The organism is Rothia dentocariosa ATCC 17931 (assembly GCF_000164695.2).
Taxonomy (GTDB): Bacteria; Actinomycetota; Actinomycetes; order Actinomycetales; family Micrococcaceae; genus Rothia; species Rothia dentocariosa.
In genome coordinates this window covers 365,883-381,188 of sequence record NC_014643.1, presented here as the reverse complement: position 1 = coordinate 381,188, position 15,306 = coordinate 365,883, and the positions used below count along the sequence as shown (strand labels likewise).

The following is a 15,306-nucleotide window of genomic DNA, read 5'->3' as shown; positions in this document are numbered from 1 at the left end:
ATTATGGGCATATAGTGTGGCTTTCAGACCGAAAATTCGCATAGTGCTACTTTTCGGTCTGAAAGCCACCTGCATATGGATTTTACGGAAAGGGGAAAACGCTAAATCTTGTCGTGGTTCTTCCGAGAGCGCGAGCGCAGGTAATAGGACTGCACATCGCGCAGCGGGTTGCCGTCGGCATCGGTATCGAAACGCTTCCACGTGCCGTCACCCGAGAGGTGCCAGGTGCGGGATTCATCGCTCATGTAGACCGTGAACATATCGAGCAGGTACTTGATATGGCGGGGGTCTTTGACCCTTACGAGCGCCTCAATGCGGCGGTCGAGGTTACGGTGCATCATATCGGCAGACCCGATATAAACGATGGGCTCACCCGCGTTCTCAAACGCGAAGACGCGCGAGTGCTCCAGGAAGCGCCCAAGCACCGAACGCACCCGGATATTCTCGCTGAGTCCGGGCACACCGGGGCGCAGGGCGCAAATACCGCGCACGACCACATCGACGGGAACTCCGGCCTGAGAGGCACGGTAGAGAGAGTCGATAATCGCCTCATCCACCATGGAGTTGCACTTGATCTGGATGCGCGCCTCCTTACCCGCCTTATGATTCTCAATTTCGCGGTTAATGCACTCGATGAGCCCGCTGCGCAGCGAACGCGGGGCGACGAGTAGCGATTTGTAGGTGGTTTTTGGCGCGTACCCGGAGAGCTGGTTAAACAGGCGCGAAACGTCCTCACAAATCTGCTCGTCACAGGTGATAATGCCGAGGTCTTCGTAGAACCGCGCGGTGGAAGGGTGATAGTTGCCGGTGCCGATGTGCGCGTAACGGCGCAGCTGGTTGCCTTCGCGGCGCACTACCAAGGAGAGCTTGCAGTGGGTTTTCAGTCCGACCAGACCGTAGACCACGTGCACGCCCGCGCGTTCGAGTTTGCGCGCCCAGGAGATATTAGCTTCCTCGTCGAACCGTGCCTTAATCTCAACGAGTGCGACAACCTGTTTGCCTGCCTCAGCGGCTTCGATCAGCGCATCGACAATGGGGGAGTCGCCGCTGGTACGGTAGAGGGTCTGCTTGATAGCCTGTACCTTCGGGTCGGCCGCCGCTTGCGCAAGAAACGCTTGCACACTGGTGGCGAAGGAATCGTAGGGGTGGTGCAGAAGCACATCGTGATCGCGGGTTGCGGCGAACACATCCGCCTCTTTGGCGGTTTCGGCGGCGTTAAGCCAGCGGGAGGTATGCGCAATATGCTTGGGGTAGTGCAGGGCGGGACGGTTGGCGCGCACGATCGCGCCCATACCGCGCAGATCCAGCGGCGCGGGGAGCTTGTATACTTCGGAGTCGTCGATATTGAGCTCAGAAATGAGCAGGTCGAGGATCGTGGGGTTGATCGTATCTTCAACCTCAAGACGCACGGGCGGACCGAAACGGCGGCGCAGCAGCTCCTTTTCGAGGGCCTGCAGCAGGTTCTCGGCATCGTCCTCTTCAACCTCAAGATCTTCGTTACGGGTTACGCGGAAGACATGGTGCTCAACAACCTCCATGCCGGGGAAGAGCGTGTCAAGGTGTTCGGCAATAATGACCTCTAATGGAATATAGCGGGATTCCTTGCCGGTCGTGTTGGCGGCGCGGGGACCATCCACCGAAATCATGCGGTCAAGCTGATCGGGCACCTTTACACGGGCAAACAATTCCTTGCCGGTCTGCGGGTTGCGCACCAGCACCGCAAGGTTCAGCGAAAGTCCTGAAATATAGGGGAAGGGGTGCGCCGGGTCTACCGCGAGCGGGGTGAGAATCGGGAAAATGTCGCGCAGGAATTCTTGGCGCAAACGGGTTTTAGCGTCTGCATCCAAGTCATCCCAGCCCACAATATGAATGTTCTGTTTTTTCAGTTCGGGAAGTATCTGCTCATGGAATACCTGGGCATGGCGCTTCTGCAGGCTGTGAGCGGCGGTCGAGATCGCCTCCATCTGTTCGTCAGGGCTCAAACCTGCGGCGGAAGGTACCGCCAGCCCGGTAGCGATGCGGCGCTTGAGCCCCGCCACGCGCACCATAAAGAACTCGTCAAGGTTCGAGGCCACGATAGAAAGAAAATTCAGGCGCTCCAGCAGGTACAAATCAGGGTCTTCGGCAAGCTCCAGCACCCGGGAATTAAAATCGAGCCAGCTGCTTTCACGGTCGAGAAAACGCTCGGCACCAAAATCGCCTTCGATATTGGGTAGATCGAGTTTTTCTCCCGCTTCAATGCGGTCGGCACGGGTATCGGCACGCTCAATCTTCGAGATATCGTTTCCGATGTGAATCAACCCGGTCATCGGTGCCGGTTCGGTATTCTTTTTGGTATGCGGGTGGGGTGCCACAGGCTATTCCTTACTATGTTGAGGGACTAAGTTTACGATGCGCCGCTCGTCATCGAGCACAACGCAGAAAGAACGTTCGGTATGGGTGTGAGCCGGTAAAGAACCCGCGTCCCACCCCGAATAAACGCTAGATGCTGCCGGTTGAGATAACCGCCGTGGTAACAGCGGAGAGCACGCCCGCATCCACACCGTTAGACGAACTCTTGCCGGAGCCGCGTTCGGGGGCATACATGCGATCCACGGTCGCAACTGCGAACCCTAACGACTCGTAGAGCTTCAACGCAGGGGCGTTATCGGCGTCCACATACAGTTCGATTGCGTGCAGAGGCTCGCCGTTTTCGTCGGATGCAAGCGCCAAATACGCTAGGGCACGCAGGGTCACGGTGCGCCCCAGACCGCCGCCCTGGGCGTTTGGACTGACCCCCACCACATAAATCTCACCCGCAGGCACCAGATCGTCGAGCGGCTGCCCCGGCTCGGTCTGAGCGGTTGGAATTTTCGTCCACGTAAACGCCGCAATATTATGCGGATCTTCCCGCTCGGAGATGATAAAGAACCCCTCCGGGCGGAACCAGTCGCTGCCGGTGCGCTCGCGTAAATCCGCGAGAGTCAGGCGACCTTGCTCGGGGTGCTCAGCGAAGGCTTCCGCATTAACGCGAAGCCAGGGGTTTTCGTCGGCGGGGGTGAAGGTGCGCAGCTCAAGCGAGTTGGGCAGGGTGCGCGCATCCGAGAGCTCGGCAAGATTCTCACGAGTTTGCTCGTCAAGCGGAAGTACCATTTTGTACAGCACGCGTACCGGGGTGAAACCTGCGGCTTCGGCAAGCTCATTGGCGGGACTCTCAATACCGGTGTCGGTTGCGCTTCCGTGTACCCAGAGATTGTAGTTGGCGGCCTCGCTTCCTAAATCCTGAATAACGCGAGTGAAGAAGGCAGGGCCGAGCCCCTGCCCGCGCACCTGCGGGTGAACGGCTGCCTCAAGTACACCGGGCTCGTTGGAGTCTTCGGGGGAGGGAACGGCAACGAGCACAGCCTGTAACTCGGAATTATCGGCGGCCGGAGTGAATGCGAAAACTTGCGGTTTAACCAGACTCTCACCGTGCACCGCTTTCGAGAGCTCCACCAGAGTCTGTTCGGAGAAAGCCGGGGTGCCGTCGTGCTTCTGTACGGCGCGTGCGAACTGCGTGAAATGCTCTAGAAGCTCAGCATTGAGGGGCATATTTTCGTAGTGCCCAGAGTCAAGGGTGAAGTTTTCGGGTGATGCCGCCATTCTCGCCTTCTTTCACATTGCCTACTGTTTAACTTTACCGGGTGAAAGCCTGCGTTTGAACCGGTTTGATGCAATAAGCGCAATCTTCGGCGCACCAGAAAAAGAAAAGTATTTCGCCGCGCCGTTAGTCTTCGGCAGAAGGGTCGTGATGGGTATTCTGCGCGTGGAACGAATACCCCACGTTACGCACCGTGGTAATCATCTGTTCGTGCTCAGAACCGAGCTTTGAACGCAGTCGGCGAACGTGTACATCGACCGTGCGCGTGCCGCCATAGTATGAATCGTAGCCCCAGACCTCCGAGAGTAGCTGCGCCCGCGAAAATACTCGCCCGGGATGCTGAGCCACAAACTTCAAAAGCTCAAATTCCTTGAAGGTCAGGTTGAGTGCCGCTCCGTTCAGATGCGCCGAATAGGTTTGTGCATCAATGACCAGATTGCCGATGCGGATAATCTGCTGGCTGCGATCGTCTGTATCTTTGAGCTCGGGTGCCGTAACCAACAGGCGCAGGCGAGCATCCATTTCGGAGGGCGAAGCCTGATCGAGCACAATATCGTCCACCTGCCACGAGGCGGAAACAGCCGCCATTCCGCCCTCGGTCAGGACAATCATGAGCGGGATGGTGATCCCCGCGGTCTTCAAAAGCTGGGCGGTATTGCGTGCTTTGAGCAGATTTTGGCGCGCATCCAGAATAACAATATCGTGTTCCGTGCCGATAGTACTCAGGGGCGAATCGAGGGGAAGCTCGATCACACGGTGGCTGAGCAGGCTGAGGGCAGGAATGAGTTCTTGCGCTCGCGGCGCATCGCTCAGTAACGCAATGCGGTACATACACCCTCCTGAATCTGCAATCCTTACTCGCACGGTTTTGTACTATTTTACTCATGCCTTTGTGTGCTCTTCGGGCACAGTACCTTCAACGGTGCTAAAACACGCAGCAGCGGTGCGCGTTAAAGTTATTTTTACCCAGGAGAGAGCGCCGTGATCCGCGCTTTAGTTCAGCTATCTATGGTATTTTTAAGGCATGGACAACATCTTGTACTTAGAGATCTTCTTCATCTGTTTGATGGCTCTCATCTCGGTATGCATCGCCGTTGGTGCATACGCAGTACTTAAGGGTCTCTTCGCAGGGCAGAAGTAGAGCGTAAAATTTTTTGAGCCGAGGAAGGCTCACGGTGCCCCCGGTTAACGCTGAGGCACCCCGGGTGGGGTGTGCAGACAGTGCCGGGGGCTTTTGCATGCCCGGCTCTCGTGCATCCCAGCCTATGGCGAAATAGCCCACGTTTTGAACTGCTGACCGCAGAAAACGCCTAGAATAGGGGAATGGCAATTGAAATCCCAACCAACCTAACCCCTGAGCTCGTTCCCTTCGCATGGCTTCTGGGTACCTGGGAAGGTACCGGAACCATGTGGTATGAAGGGCAAGAAAATACTCCCTTCGGGCAGATTATTAACTTCACACAAGACGGTCTGCCCTACCTGGAATACCGCGCCGAGTCTTTCCTGCTCGACGATAACGGACAAAAGCTGCGCCCTATCACCATCGAAACCGGCTTCTGGCAGATCGACCGTCCCCTCACGGATGCCGACGGCGGCTTTGGGCTGGTTCCCAAAGATATCGTCCCCGCTTTTGCCGATGCGGAATCGGTTGAAACTCTGCGCAACGAAGACGACGGATTCAATCTGATCGCCACCATCGCGCACCCCGGTGGCATCAGCGAGAACTACGTAGGCATGATTAAGGGCCCGGTTGTGCGCATGCAGACCGGTAACCTGCTGCGCGACGAAATCTCGCACGATTACGCCGGATCCGTGCGTCTGTGGGGGCTTGTGAACGGCAACCTCATGTGGGACTGGGAGATCGCCGATCAGGAAGGCAACCTGCACAAGCACGCCTCGGCGGAACTGCGCAAAACCTCATCCATGACCGGCGATTCGTTGGGCACAGGCATGTTCGGTTCCCTCGACGACGGCGCAGAAGAAGGCTCCGCCGAAAACTAGGACTACTCCACGCAGAGTAAAGCCCGCATACCCGCCGTTCCGCTGCGGTATGCGGGCTTTACAGACCGCCAGACCGCCACTCACGATAAAGACAGCACGAGAGGAACATCATGAGCACCGCCGAGAATACCGCCACCGATGCGCCCGAATACACCCCCACACTCAGCCCCCTCATGCAGGTGCACGGTGCCTTCGCCGCAGACGGCCCGGATGCGGGCATCGCGGCGCATTACGGCAACCCCCTCGCCGAACAGCGTTCCTTAGCCCACGACCGTGGAGCCACTACGGGAGAACCCGTAGTCGTGGACCGTTCCTCCCTCGGCGTCGTGAGGGTCTCCGGCCCCGACCGCGCCAGCTGGCTCACCTCCCTTGCATCCCAGATTTTGACCGACATGAACCCGGGGGACAGCCGCGAATTTTTACTACTCTCCCCGCAGGGACGCATCGAATATGCGCCCGCCACCGTCGAGGACGGGCAAGCGCTCTGGCTTATTGTCGAGGGTGCACAGGCGGAGCCGCTGACCGACTACCTGAACCGCATGAAGTTCATGCTCCGCGTCGATATTGAAAACATGAGCGGCGACTATGCCGTCATCGAGACCGCCCGAAACCCGCGCGGAGAACAGGGCGCTATCCATCCGAGCTTTGCGGATGCACTGATATGGCGCGACCCGTGGACGGCACTCGTCGAAGGCGGCTACCACTACAGCGCAACGCCTGATGCGCATCCCGGCATCGACTACGAACGGTACCTGAGCATTATTCCCCGCGAAAAGCTCGCCACCCTCACGGAAGGCGCTCAGCTGGCGGGCGTCTGGGCGGCGGAGGCACTGCGCATCGAAGCCTGGCGCCCGCGCGCAGGCACCGAGATCGACAATAAGACCATTCCGCAAGAGCTGGACTACACCCGCACTGCCGTGCACTTCGAGAAGGGATGTTACAAAGGACAAGAAACCGTCGCGCGTGTGCACAACCTGGGGCATCCGCCGCGCCGCCTGGTCTTTCTCGACCTTGACGGCTCTGAGCACACCCTACCCGCAGCGGGCAGCGAACTCTTCGTAGAGGGTAAACCCCGTGCAGTGGGGCGCATAACCTCGGTGGCGCTGCATCATGAGGCGGGTCCCATAGCGCTCGCCGTCATCAAGCGGGCCGTGGACCCTGCGGCACCTCTGCGTGCGGTAGATACCAGTGAGGCTTCAACCGATGAAGCCCCAGCTCCTGCGACCGAATATGCCGCAGCACAGACCCTCATCGTCTCTCCCGAGGCTGGCGAAATCGCCCGCAAATCCCTTGCGGGACAAGACTTCCTCAAGCGTTAACGAACCTTCAAGCGTATAAAACACGGGTGCCCGGTCAGAAATGTTCTGATCGGGCACCCGCTGCGTTCTGTCTGTGCTAGGAGAGCTGTCACCGAGCCCTTAGCGGCCGAAGAGAACTGCAGCCTCGTCCCAGCGCTCTCGCGGTACCGACTTGAGGCCGTCCAGAGCCTCTTCAAGAGGTACGTACTTGATTTCGGTGCCCTGAACCGAGACCATCATGCCCCACTTCTTTTCGTGCACCATATCGACGGCGCCCATACCCAGACGGGTCGCCAGCACGCGGTCGTAGCCGGTGGGTGCGCCGCCGCGCTGAATATGGCCCAGAATAGTGTTGCGGGTTTCGATTCCGGTGCGTTCCTCAATCTCCTGGGTGAGGTATTCACCGATACCGCCTAGGCGGGGGCGACCGTCCTTTTCCGTGCCCTTATTCGCCAGAACCTCGTCAAAGCCTTCGGGAATAAAGCCCTCGGCAACCACGACAAGCGGGGAACGGCCACGATCGTGTACTTCTTTCACCCAGTGGCAGATTTCGTCCATTGAAACCTTGACTTCGGGAATCAGAATAGCGTGCGCGCCCGCAGCCATGCCGGAGTGCAGCGCGATCCAACCTACGTGGCGGCCCATCACTTCGGCGACCATGCAGCGGTGATGCGATTCGCCGGTAGTGCGGATGCGGTCCATAGCCTCGGTCGCAATAGAAACAGCGGTGTCAAAACCGAAAGTGTAGTCGGTGGCGCGCAGATCGTTATCAATGGTCTTGGGCACACCGACGACGGGCAAACCCGCATCCGCCAGACGTTTGGCGCCGGCGAGAGTGCCTTCACCGCCGATGGCGATAATGGCGTCAATCCCGTGGCGTTCCATCATAATTTCGATGTTTTCGGGTCCGCCGTTAGGTCCATCAAAGGGGTTGGTGCGCGAGGTGCCGATAATAGTGCCGCCGCGGGACGCCAAACCGCGTACCTTCTGCCGCGGAAGGTCCATGAAATCGCCTTCGACTACGCCACGCCACCCGTCACGAAAACCGACGAATTCGTAGCCGTACTTTTTGACACCGTTGAGAACTGCGCCGCGGATAACGGCGTTGAGACCGGGGCAATCGCCTCCGGAGGTAAGCAGACCGATTTTCATGATGGCTCCTTATGTCTGCGCGTGTTGGGTGTTCTGCGCGTGGGTAAAAATATGGTCTCCGCCAGCGTCGTGCAGTGGATGCGCGAGCTCGGGAGACCATCCTCTTAGATACTATTTTAGCCGCGTTTGGGTTATGTGGGTAGCTGTGGAATTACTTGTGTTTTGCCACGAAACGGCATTAAAGTTCAGGTTTTAAATACTCAAAGCGCGGAAAAGCATCTTATCGGAAGAGAACTGTAGACGAGTTGGTATTTCAAGGCTGCCGAGAGAGTGTGTGGTATCTGGGGTGTAACCCAGAAAAGCAAGACTTTAGGCAAGAAAGCCGTTTCTCTGTTCGCTCCATGGGATAACCAAAGCTCGGGTAATAATCGCGATCATGAGAGAACGTTCAGTAAAAACCTTGAGCTCCTCACTCCGAACCTACAAAGCATATGCGAGGCACCCGCCGGACTTTGCATACAAGTCAGAACGGGTCCTCATACACGAGATGATGCGGTGCGACCAGAAGCGCGTAACTGCCTCTTTCGAGAGCCGCGAAAACGCTAAGCTTAGCGTGCAGAACCGAGCAGCTTCTGCAGACGGGCAATGCCCTCCGCCAGGTCGTCGTCGCTCAGCGCATAGGAAAGGCGCAGATAACCGCTAGGACCGAAAGCCTCACCGGGAACCACCGCAACCTCAGCCTCTTCGAGGATGAGCTCGGCGAGTTCGGCAGAAGTCTGGGGGCGTTTACCCGCAATTTCTTTGCCAAGAAGCCCGCGCACATCCGGGTAGGCGTAGAAGGCGCCCTTGGGGCTGGGGCAGTGAACCCCGTCGATCGCGTTTAGTCCGTCTACAATTTTGGTGCGGCGGCGGTTGAACGCGGCATGCATTTCCTCAACGTCATTCTGCGATCCAGTGAGAGCCTTTAGAGCCGCACGTTGCGCGATATTGTTCACGTTCGAGGTCAGGTGCGACTGAAGGTTAGAGGCCGCCTTAACCACATCTTCGGGCCCGATAAGCCAGCCCACGCGCCAACCGGTCATAGCGTAGGTTTTCGCCACGCCGTTGAGAATAACGCAGGTATCGGCAAGTTCGGGAACAACCTTGAGTATAGAAACGGAATCAATGCCGTCGTAGGTCAGGTGTTCGTAAATTTCATCGGTCAGCACAAAGACGCCTTTTTCAAGCGCCCACTGGCCGATCGCACGAGTTTCCTCCTCGGTGTACACCGCGCCGGTGGGGTTAGAAGGCGAGACAAAGATGAGTGCTTTCGTCGCTGGGGTGTATGCCGCCTCCAGCTGTTCGACGGTGACCTTATAGTCCTGGTCGCTTCCGGCAAAAACCTCGATCGGGTTGCCGCCCGCCAAACGGATGCACTCGGGGTAGGTTGTCCAGTACGGGGCAGGGAGCAGAACATCGTCGCCGTCATCGATCACGGTAGCGAAGGCTTCATAGACCGCTTGCTTACCACCGTTTGTAATAAGTACTTGAGAAGGATCGACCTTAACGCCGGAATCGCGCAGGGTTTTATCCGCGATAGCCTGTTTGAGTTCGGGCAGACCCGAGGCGGGGGAGTAGCGGAAGTTTTTAGGATCATTGAGGGCATCGCGGGCAGCATCAACAATATGTGCGGGCGTAGGAAAATCGGGTTCACCGGCACCGAAACCAATTACGGGACGTCCGGCTGCCTTGAGTGCTTTAGCTTTGGAATCGACGATAAGGGTTGCTGAGGGTGCGATTGCGCCGATACGGCTGGATATGCGCGCCATATGTGAATGTACTCGCTTTCATAGTTATTCCGCCGTGCGCCTTCGAGAGGGCTCTACGCGGCAGGCGGAATCGTGAAGTATCTCTCCTAAAGTGAAACTCGGCGGTGCGTGTGTGAGGCACGTCGAGCCCTTCTTATAAGCATAGAGAACATTGAGGGGGTGGAGAAAGTGTATGTGCAAGATTTTTGAGTGCGAAGCCCGAAAAGCACAAAATATTGCTTCCATTACTGTGTAGAAAGTTGCCAAAGACGCGAGGCTTAGGATAGAGTTATGTCAGCACCCCATGAGGGTGTTTTAGTTTGCCTCCTCGTGGGCCCACGGCTACGAGGCATTCGAGGATGTAAACATGTGGAGTAATCCACGACCGACGAAGTTTATGCTTCGAAGGGCGGTGGCTCAATTGGTAGAGCAGCGGTCTCCAAAACCGCAGGTTGCAGGTTCGAGTCCTGTCCGCCCTGCTAGTGCCTCGATGAAGTGTTCTGGCATCGTATAGGATGCGCAACTAGACGTAGAAAGGGGCAGCGAAAATGGCTAAAACTGCCACTGTGAAGACCACAGATACAGATATTTCTGATGACGTTCAACCTGGCGTCTTTGGTCGTATGTTCCGTTTCCTCCGCGAAGTTATCTCGGAGTTGAAAAAGGTTACCACCCCCACTCGCAAAGAACTCGCCATTTACTTCTTCGGCGTTCTTTTCTTTGTTGTTTTCATGATTTTGTTCATTTCGGGGCTTGACTGGGTTTTCGGTCAGGGATCCTTCTGGGTATTCGGTAACGGAACTCTGTCACCTAATCAAGGCGGGCGATAGTCTTCATAAGGCGCATCCGCGCTTATACCCGTACTATTTATCGATCCCCCGGTGTGGGGTTAGATTCACGATGTAAAGAAAGTAGGAGCGACGTGTCCGAGCAGGAACAGGTACCCGAACTTGAAGAGACTGAGTCAGTCGAGGCTGCGGTTGATACCGAGTCTGTTGAGGCAGAAACCGCCGATGCGCCCGTCGCTGCCGAGAACGCATCCGATGAGAGCACTGTAAGCCCTCTCGAAGAGTTCAAAGCGAAGCTGCGCCGCCAGATTGGTGACTGGTATGTGGTGCACACCTACTCGGGTTACGAGAACAAGGTGAAGACCGGTATCGAGACCCGCATCCAGAATCTTGAGGCCGAGGACGAAATTTTCGAGGTTCAGGTTCCGATGGAAACCGTCGTCGAATACAAGAACACGGTCAAGAAGACTATTCGCCGCGTGCGTGTTCCCGGTTATGTGCTGGTGCGCATGGATCTGACCGACCACTCGTGGGGCGTGGTGCGCCACACTCCCGGTGTGACCGGTTTCGTGGGTCAGGATGCGTACAACCCGGTGCCGCTGCGTATGGATGAAGTTTTCGACATGCTCCTGCCTGTGTTTGAGGAAGAGCAGCAGAGTAAGGGGCTGCCGACCCCGCAGCCCGTGGTGGAATCCGATTACACGGTGGGCGAGAACGTGCGGGTGAAGTCCGGCCCGTTCGAGGGTATGGATGCTACTATCTCCGAGATCAAGCCGGAGTCGCAGCAGGTCGTAACCCTGATCTCGGTCTTCGAGCGCGATACCCCGGTGACCCTGGAATTCAACCAGATCGAAAAGATCTAATCTTTCATTTTCACCATAAGAAAGGCTCTTTATTCAATATAAAGAGCCTTTCTTATGTTTAAGAGAACTCTAAAAGTTTAGGATACTCACCGAATAAGCGTTACATATCAGCATGATAAATTCCTTGCATCTGGACGGGTGAAATGGCAGGGTGGGTAGTGTCTGCCATAGAGAATACTCCCGCCTTGAAAATCGCTCGCTATGTGAGCGGACAGAGATAAGGAGAAATAGATGAGTTATGAGCTTTTGACGAACCGTAAGACCGAAAATCGTCATAAAAATTACCGCAAGGTCGACGATATTTTCTTCCTTGTTGTTCACTGGTGGGACGATAAAAAAGGATTGTCTTTTGATAGCAATGTGAATTTTTTGTGCAAAAATAACAATAAAGTTTCCGCACATTATGTTTCGGAGGGCGGTCGCGTAGCGCAGATCGCAGAAAACGAGGATGTAGCGCTTCATGCAGGTAACTGGAATATGAACGTTGCCTCAATCGGAGTTGAGAACCGTCCTGAGGCCGACTCCGATGACTTTGCAACCCTTGCCGAACTTATCGTAGATATTGAAACCAAGATTGGGCATACGCTCTATATCATCGGGCACCGGGATGTCGTCAGCAGGTTATGCCCCGGCGTGTACTATCCTCGTATTCCAGAGCTGATTAATCGTGTAAATACCATCAAGTCTCAGCGCGGAAACGCTCCTGCTCCTTTGACCGAAGAACAACGTGCGGATATGCTTTCTCGGCTGCAGAACATTAAGAATAACCCCGGGTAGCTGTTATCGTGAGTGGTGGTGGAAGCCCCATTTTCCACGCTCACCGTGCTTTAGTCATAACTTCATGAGCAGCTGGTTAGCTCATAGACACGAAGGTGTACCGCTGTCCGCAAAAACGGTACACCTTCGAGCTCTGTGATAACCAAGAGCTTTCCTGAACCTGCGTGCACTCCAAGCTAATCAGGTCAGGTGTGTACTTCGCCTCTGCACCCTAGAGAGCGAGCCGTCAGCTAAAAGGCTCGTCGCAAGAAATTCCAGTGGATTTAAAGCTGCTTTAACGCTAGAATATTCGTTTGTGTATGCGCATGCTCACGCTTTCATGCGCCCGCACGGGTGACCGCGCCACGGTCACCGTCTGCTGGCGTACGCTCCTGTACGTCAGTTTCCCAGCTAAGAAAAGGACCCTAACATTGGCTCCCAAGAAGAAGGTCACCGGCCTTATTAAGCTGCAGATCCAGGCAGGCGCCGCTAACCCGGCTCCGCCCGTCGGCCCGGCACTGGGCTCGCACGGCGTGAACATCATGGAGTTCTGCAAGGCATACAACGCTGCTACCGAATCGCAGCGCGGTAACGTGATCCCCGTTGAAATTACCGTATACGAGGATCGTTCCTTCACCTTTATCACGAAGACCCCTCCAGCTGCTGAGCTTATCAAGAAGGCTGCTGGCGTTGCTAAGGGCTCGGCTGTTCCCCACACCACGAAGGTTGGTTCTATTACCGAGGCTCAGGCACGCGAAATTGCTGAGACCAAGATGCCCGACCTGAACGCGAACGACCTAGACGCCGCAACTAAGATCGTTGCCGGTACCGCTCGTTCCATGGGTATTACCGTCGAGTAATTAAGCCGTTTTCGGCACCGCGGTTTTCCGCATTTTAACTTGTAAATGCCCACGTTTGGGCGTGGGATGTGGCAGAGTCGAGCGCGGCTCACGAGACCACAACTGCATAAGGAGATAAGCAGATGGCAAAGCGCAGCAAGGCGTACAAGGCGGCTGAAGCCAAGATTGAAGAGGGCAAACTCTACACCCCCGCTGAGGCAGTAGCCTTGGCGAAGGAGACTTCCTCCGCTAAAACTGATTCAACCGTTGAGGTGGCTCTGCGCCTCTCGGTTGACCCCCGTAAAGCCGATCAGATGGTTCGCGGTACCGTGAACCTGCCCCACGGCACCGGTAAGACCGCTCGCGTGGTTGTTATCGCAGCTGGCGATAAGGCAGCCGCAGCTGAGGCAGCGGGCGCTGACTTCGTGGGTTCGGACGAACTGATCGCTAAGATCGCTGGCGGCTGGACCGACTTCGATGCGGCAGTTGCAACCCCCGATATGATGGGTAAAGTTGGTCGTCTGGGTAAGGTTCTGGGTCCCCGTAACCTCATGCCGAACCCCAAGACCGGCACCGTGACCATGGACGTTGCGAAGGCTGTTGCAGACATTAAGGGCGGTAAGATCGACTTCCGCGTTGACCGCAACTCGAACCTGCACTTCATTATCGGCAAGGCATCCTTCTCCGCCGAGCAGCTGGAAGAGAACTTCAACACCGCTCTGGAAGAGATCAACCGTTTGAAGCCTTCCTCGGCTAAGGGTCGCTACATCTCGAAGGCTACCGTTGCGACCACCTTCGGCCCCGGCATTCCGGTTGATCCCGCATCCGTAGTTTCGGCTGCAGCCTAAGGCTGGGATTCTAGGAAGCCTGTAGGCTTCTCAGACGTGAAAGAACCCGCCGCCCATGCGTACTGCACGCACGGGCGGCGGGTTTTCTTTATTCTGGCACCGTATCCCACAAGATTTGTAGAAGAATTAGCAAGCCTGAAGCAGGCTAGGCAACGAGTTAGAGGGGCGTGCTTCCGTCCCACATTTACGCTCCCATATTATTTCTCAGCGGTTCTGCCGACATATCTATTCTGCATAAAACCGTCGGGAATAAACGGAGCTTCTTTCCCCTTATGTTTCGTGGCGTTAAAACGCTGACACACGATATTCGCATCGCTCTCGAAGGGGCGAGCGCCGCCGTATACTGTGCATATACCCCGGGAGGATTACATGAGTACTGCCGCCGCGCATCCCGTACCTTTGGGTACGCCTACCACCACAAAACCGTTCCCTATTCCGACGAGCTATTTTTCGGTAGCGCTGGGAACGAGTGCGCTGGGGCTGTCGTGGCGGTACGGTGCCACCGCAAATTTAGTACCGTCCTGGGTGGGGGAGAGTATACTGGCGCTCGCCTCGGCAACCTGGCTGGCACTGATCGCAGCGTTTGCCGTCAAACTTATAACCCGTCGCGATGCGCTCCAGAGCGAACTTCGAGACCTCGTGATGTGCTGCTTTTTGGCGCTGGTTCCGGTCACCACCATTGAGGTCGGGATATCCGCATACCCCTATGCGGCACTGCTCGGATACGCTTTGATTCTTATCGGTGTGCTGGGGCAGCTGGCATTTTCGATGTACCGCACCGCCGGACTCTGGCGTGGAACGCATACGGTTGCGGCGACAACCCCGGTCATCTACCTGCCAACGGTGGCCGCGAACTTTGCCTCCGCGTCCGGGTTAGGGGCGTTGGGGCACCGCGACTGGGCGATGCTGTTCTTCGGTATGGGTCTTCTCTCGTGGTTTAGCGTGGAGGCTGCAATCCTGGGCCGCCTGCGCACCGAACCTGCATTGGATCCTGCAGTACGCGGCATTATAGGGGTTCAGCTTGCCCCTCCGTTTGTGGGCGGTAATGCCTATCTGGCGGCTAATGGCGGGCACGTGGACTGGGTTTTCCTAGTGCTCACGGGTTACGGAGTGCTTCAGCTGCTGTTCCTGCTTCGCTTAGTGCCGTGGGTTCTCAAGGCCGGGTACACCATGAGTCTGTGGGGATTCTCCTTCGGATTGGGCGCTATGGCGGGCACCGGAATACACCTGGTCGCGGTTTCTCAGCTCGTGCAGCTTGGCTGGGCGCTATGGATTCTTGGCACCGCACTGATCGCGGTGCTTTGGCTCGGGATGCTGATGCTGGCGATACGCGGCAGGCTTTTAGTGCGGTAGCTTCATCGAACACAGATCCTCAGGAACGTGCGGGCTGTGGCGCTGCTTTTCGGGTAGAATGC

General features: G+C 56.5%; 13 protein-coding genes and 1 tRNA gene. 9 read left to right on the top strand and 5 right to left on the bottom strand.

Annotated features, from left to right (window positions below; all coding sequences use genetic code 11):
- Positions 1 to 101: 101 nt before the first annotated feature.
- The 3 genes from HMPREF0733_RS01685 to HMPREF0733_RS01675 form a co-directional block, all read right to left on the bottom strand.
- Positions 102 to 2,354: an RNA degradosome polyphosphate kinase gene (locus HMPREF0733_RS01685; protein ID WP_013397658.1), complete on the bottom strand. Its 2,253-nt coding sequence runs from the start codon at positions 2,352 to 2,354 to the stop codon at positions 102 to 104.
- A 127-nt stretch (positions 2,355 to 2,481) separates the two neighbouring features.
- Entirely contained in the window at positions 2,482 to 3,621 is a 1,140-nt protein-coding gene (gene mshD / locus HMPREF0733_RS01680; protein WP_013397657.1) for a mycothiol synthase, read from the bottom strand.
- Positions 3,622 to 3,745: 124 nt separating this feature from the next.
- A complete protein-coding gene (locus HMPREF0733_RS01675) occupies positions 3,746 to 4,450 on the bottom strand; it encodes a winged helix-turn-helix transcriptional regulator (protein WP_004005341.1) in 705 nt (234 codons plus the stop codon).
- A 492-nt stretch (positions 4,451 to 4,942) separates the two neighbouring features.
- Between HMPREF0733_RS01675 and HMPREF0733_RS01670 the strand changes: the two genes are divergently transcribed.
- Entirely contained in the window at positions 4,943 to 5,620 is a 678-nt protein-coding gene (locus HMPREF0733_RS01670) for a heme-binding beta-barrel domain-containing protein (protein ID WP_013397656.1), read from the top strand.
- A 110-nt stretch (positions 5,621 to 5,730) separates the two neighbouring features.
- The gene (ygfZ, locus tag HMPREF0733_RS01665; protein ID WP_013397655.1) at positions 5,731 to 6,939 is read left to right on the top strand and encodes a CAF17-like 4Fe-4S cluster assembly/insertion protein YgfZ; all 1,209 of its coding nucleotides are present in this window, start codon (positions 5,731 to 5,733) and stop codon (positions 6,937 to 6,939) included.
- Between the two features lie 99 nt (positions 6,940 to 7,038).
- Here ygfZ and HMPREF0733_RS01660 read toward each other — a convergent pair whose 3' ends face one another.
- Together HMPREF0733_RS01660 and HMPREF0733_RS01655 are read right to left on the bottom strand one after the other, a co-directional pair.
- Positions 7,039 to 8,070 (bottom strand): 6-phosphofructokinase, encoded by a 1,032-nt coding sequence (locus HMPREF0733_RS01660; protein WP_013397654.1) that lies wholly within the window; start codon positions 8,068 to 8,070, stop codon positions 7,039 to 7,041.
- A 548-nt stretch (positions 8,071 to 8,618) separates the two neighbouring features.
- On the bottom strand, positions 8,619 to 9,818 hold the full coding sequence (locus HMPREF0733_RS01655; RefSeq protein ID WP_013397653.1) for a pyridoxal phosphate-dependent aminotransferase: 1,200 nt from the start codon (positions 9,816 to 9,818) through the stop codon (positions 8,619 to 8,621).
- Between the two features lie 385 nt (positions 9,819 to 10,203).
- On the opposite strand from HMPREF0733_RS01655, the gene HMPREF0733_RS01650 reads away from it, so the two are divergent.
- The 7 genes from HMPREF0733_RS01650 to tehA all read left to right on the top strand — a co-directional run bounded on the left by HMPREF0733_RS01650 (position 10,204) and on the right by tehA (position 15,244).
- Positions 10,204 to 10,276 (top strand) — tRNA-Trp (locus HMPREF0733_RS01650).
- A gap of 69 nt (positions 10,277 to 10,345) precedes the next feature.
- Positions 10,346 to 10,627 (top strand): preprotein translocase subunit SecE, encoded by a 282-nt coding sequence (secE, locus tag HMPREF0733_RS01645; RefSeq protein ID WP_004005336.1) that lies wholly within the window; start codon positions 10,346 to 10,348, stop codon positions 10,625 to 10,627.
- 92 nt (positions 10,628 to 10,719) lie between these two features.
- Positions 10,720 to 11,448 carry a transcription termination/antitermination protein NusG gene (nusG, locus tag HMPREF0733_RS01640; protein ID WP_013397652.1) on the top strand — a complete coding sequence of 243 codons (729 nt, stop codon included), beginning with the start codon at positions 10,720 to 10,722 and terminating at the stop codon, positions 11,446 to 11,448.
- A gap of 231 nt (positions 11,449 to 11,679) precedes the next feature.
- The gene (locus HMPREF0733_RS01635) at positions 11,680 to 12,225 is read left to right on the top strand and encodes a peptidoglycan recognition protein family protein (protein ID WP_013397651.1); all 546 of its coding nucleotides are present in this window, start codon (positions 11,680 to 11,682) and stop codon (positions 12,223 to 12,225) included.
- Between the two features lie 410 nt (positions 12,226 to 12,635).
- Entirely contained in the window at positions 12,636 to 13,064 is a 429-nt protein-coding gene (gene rplK / locus HMPREF0733_RS01630) for a 50S ribosomal protein L11 (RefSeq protein WP_004005333.1), read from the top strand.
- A 122-nt stretch (positions 13,065 to 13,186) separates the two neighbouring features.
- Positions 13,187 to 13,891, top strand: a complete 705-nt coding sequence (gene rplA / locus HMPREF0733_RS01625) for a 50S ribosomal protein L1 (RefSeq protein ID WP_013397650.1) — start codon at positions 13,187 to 13,189, stop codon at positions 13,889 to 13,891.
- A 369-nt stretch (positions 13,892 to 14,260) separates the two neighbouring features.
- Complete coding sequence (tehA, locus tag HMPREF0733_RS01620) at positions 14,261 to 15,244, top strand: dicarboxylate transporter/tellurite-resistance protein TehA (RefSeq protein ID WP_013397649.1); 984 nt, start codon at positions 14,261 to 14,263, stop codon at positions 15,242 to 15,244.
- Positions 15,245 to 15,306 lie beyond the last annotated feature (62 nt).

Excerpts from the sequence above, each read along its gene's own strand:
- mshD (WP_013397657.1), bottom strand. The coding sequence starts at position 3,621 with ATGGCGGCATCACCCGAAAACTTCACCCTTGACTCTGGGCACTACGAA.
- HMPREF0733_RS01675 (WP_004005341.1), bottom strand. The coding sequence starts at position 4,450 with ATGTACCGCATTGCGTTACTGAGCGATGCGCCGCGAGCGCAAGAACTC.
- HMPREF0733_RS01670 (WP_013397656.1), top strand. The coding sequence starts at position 4,943 with ATGGCAATTGAAATCCCAACCAACCTAACCCCTGAGCTCGTTCCCTTC.
- ygfZ (WP_013397655.1), top strand. The coding sequence starts at position 5,731 with ATGAGCACCGCCGAGAATACCGCCACCGATGCGCCCGAATACACCCCC.
- HMPREF0733_RS01660 (WP_013397654.1), bottom strand. The coding sequence starts at position 8,070 with ATGAAAATCGGTCTGCTTACCTCCGGAGGCGATTGCCCCGGTCTCAAC.
- HMPREF0733_RS01655 (WP_013397653.1), bottom strand. The coding sequence starts at position 9,818 with ATGGCGCGCATATCCAGCCGTATCGGCGCAATCGCACCCTCAGCAACC.
- secE (WP_004005336.1), top strand. The coding sequence starts at position 10,346 with ATGGCTAAAACTGCCACTGTGAAGACCACAGATACAGATATTTCTGAT.
- HMPREF0733_RS01635 (WP_013397651.1), top strand. The coding sequence starts at position 11,680 with ATGAGTTATGAGCTTTTGACGAACCGTAAGACCGAAAATCGTCATAAA.
- rplA (WP_013397650.1), top strand. The coding sequence starts at position 13,187 with ATGGCAAAGCGCAGCAAGGCGTACAAGGCGGCTGAAGCCAAGATTGAA.
- tehA (WP_013397649.1), top strand. The coding sequence starts at position 14,261 with ATGAGTACTGCCGCCGCGCATCCCGTACCTTTGGGTACGCCTACCACC.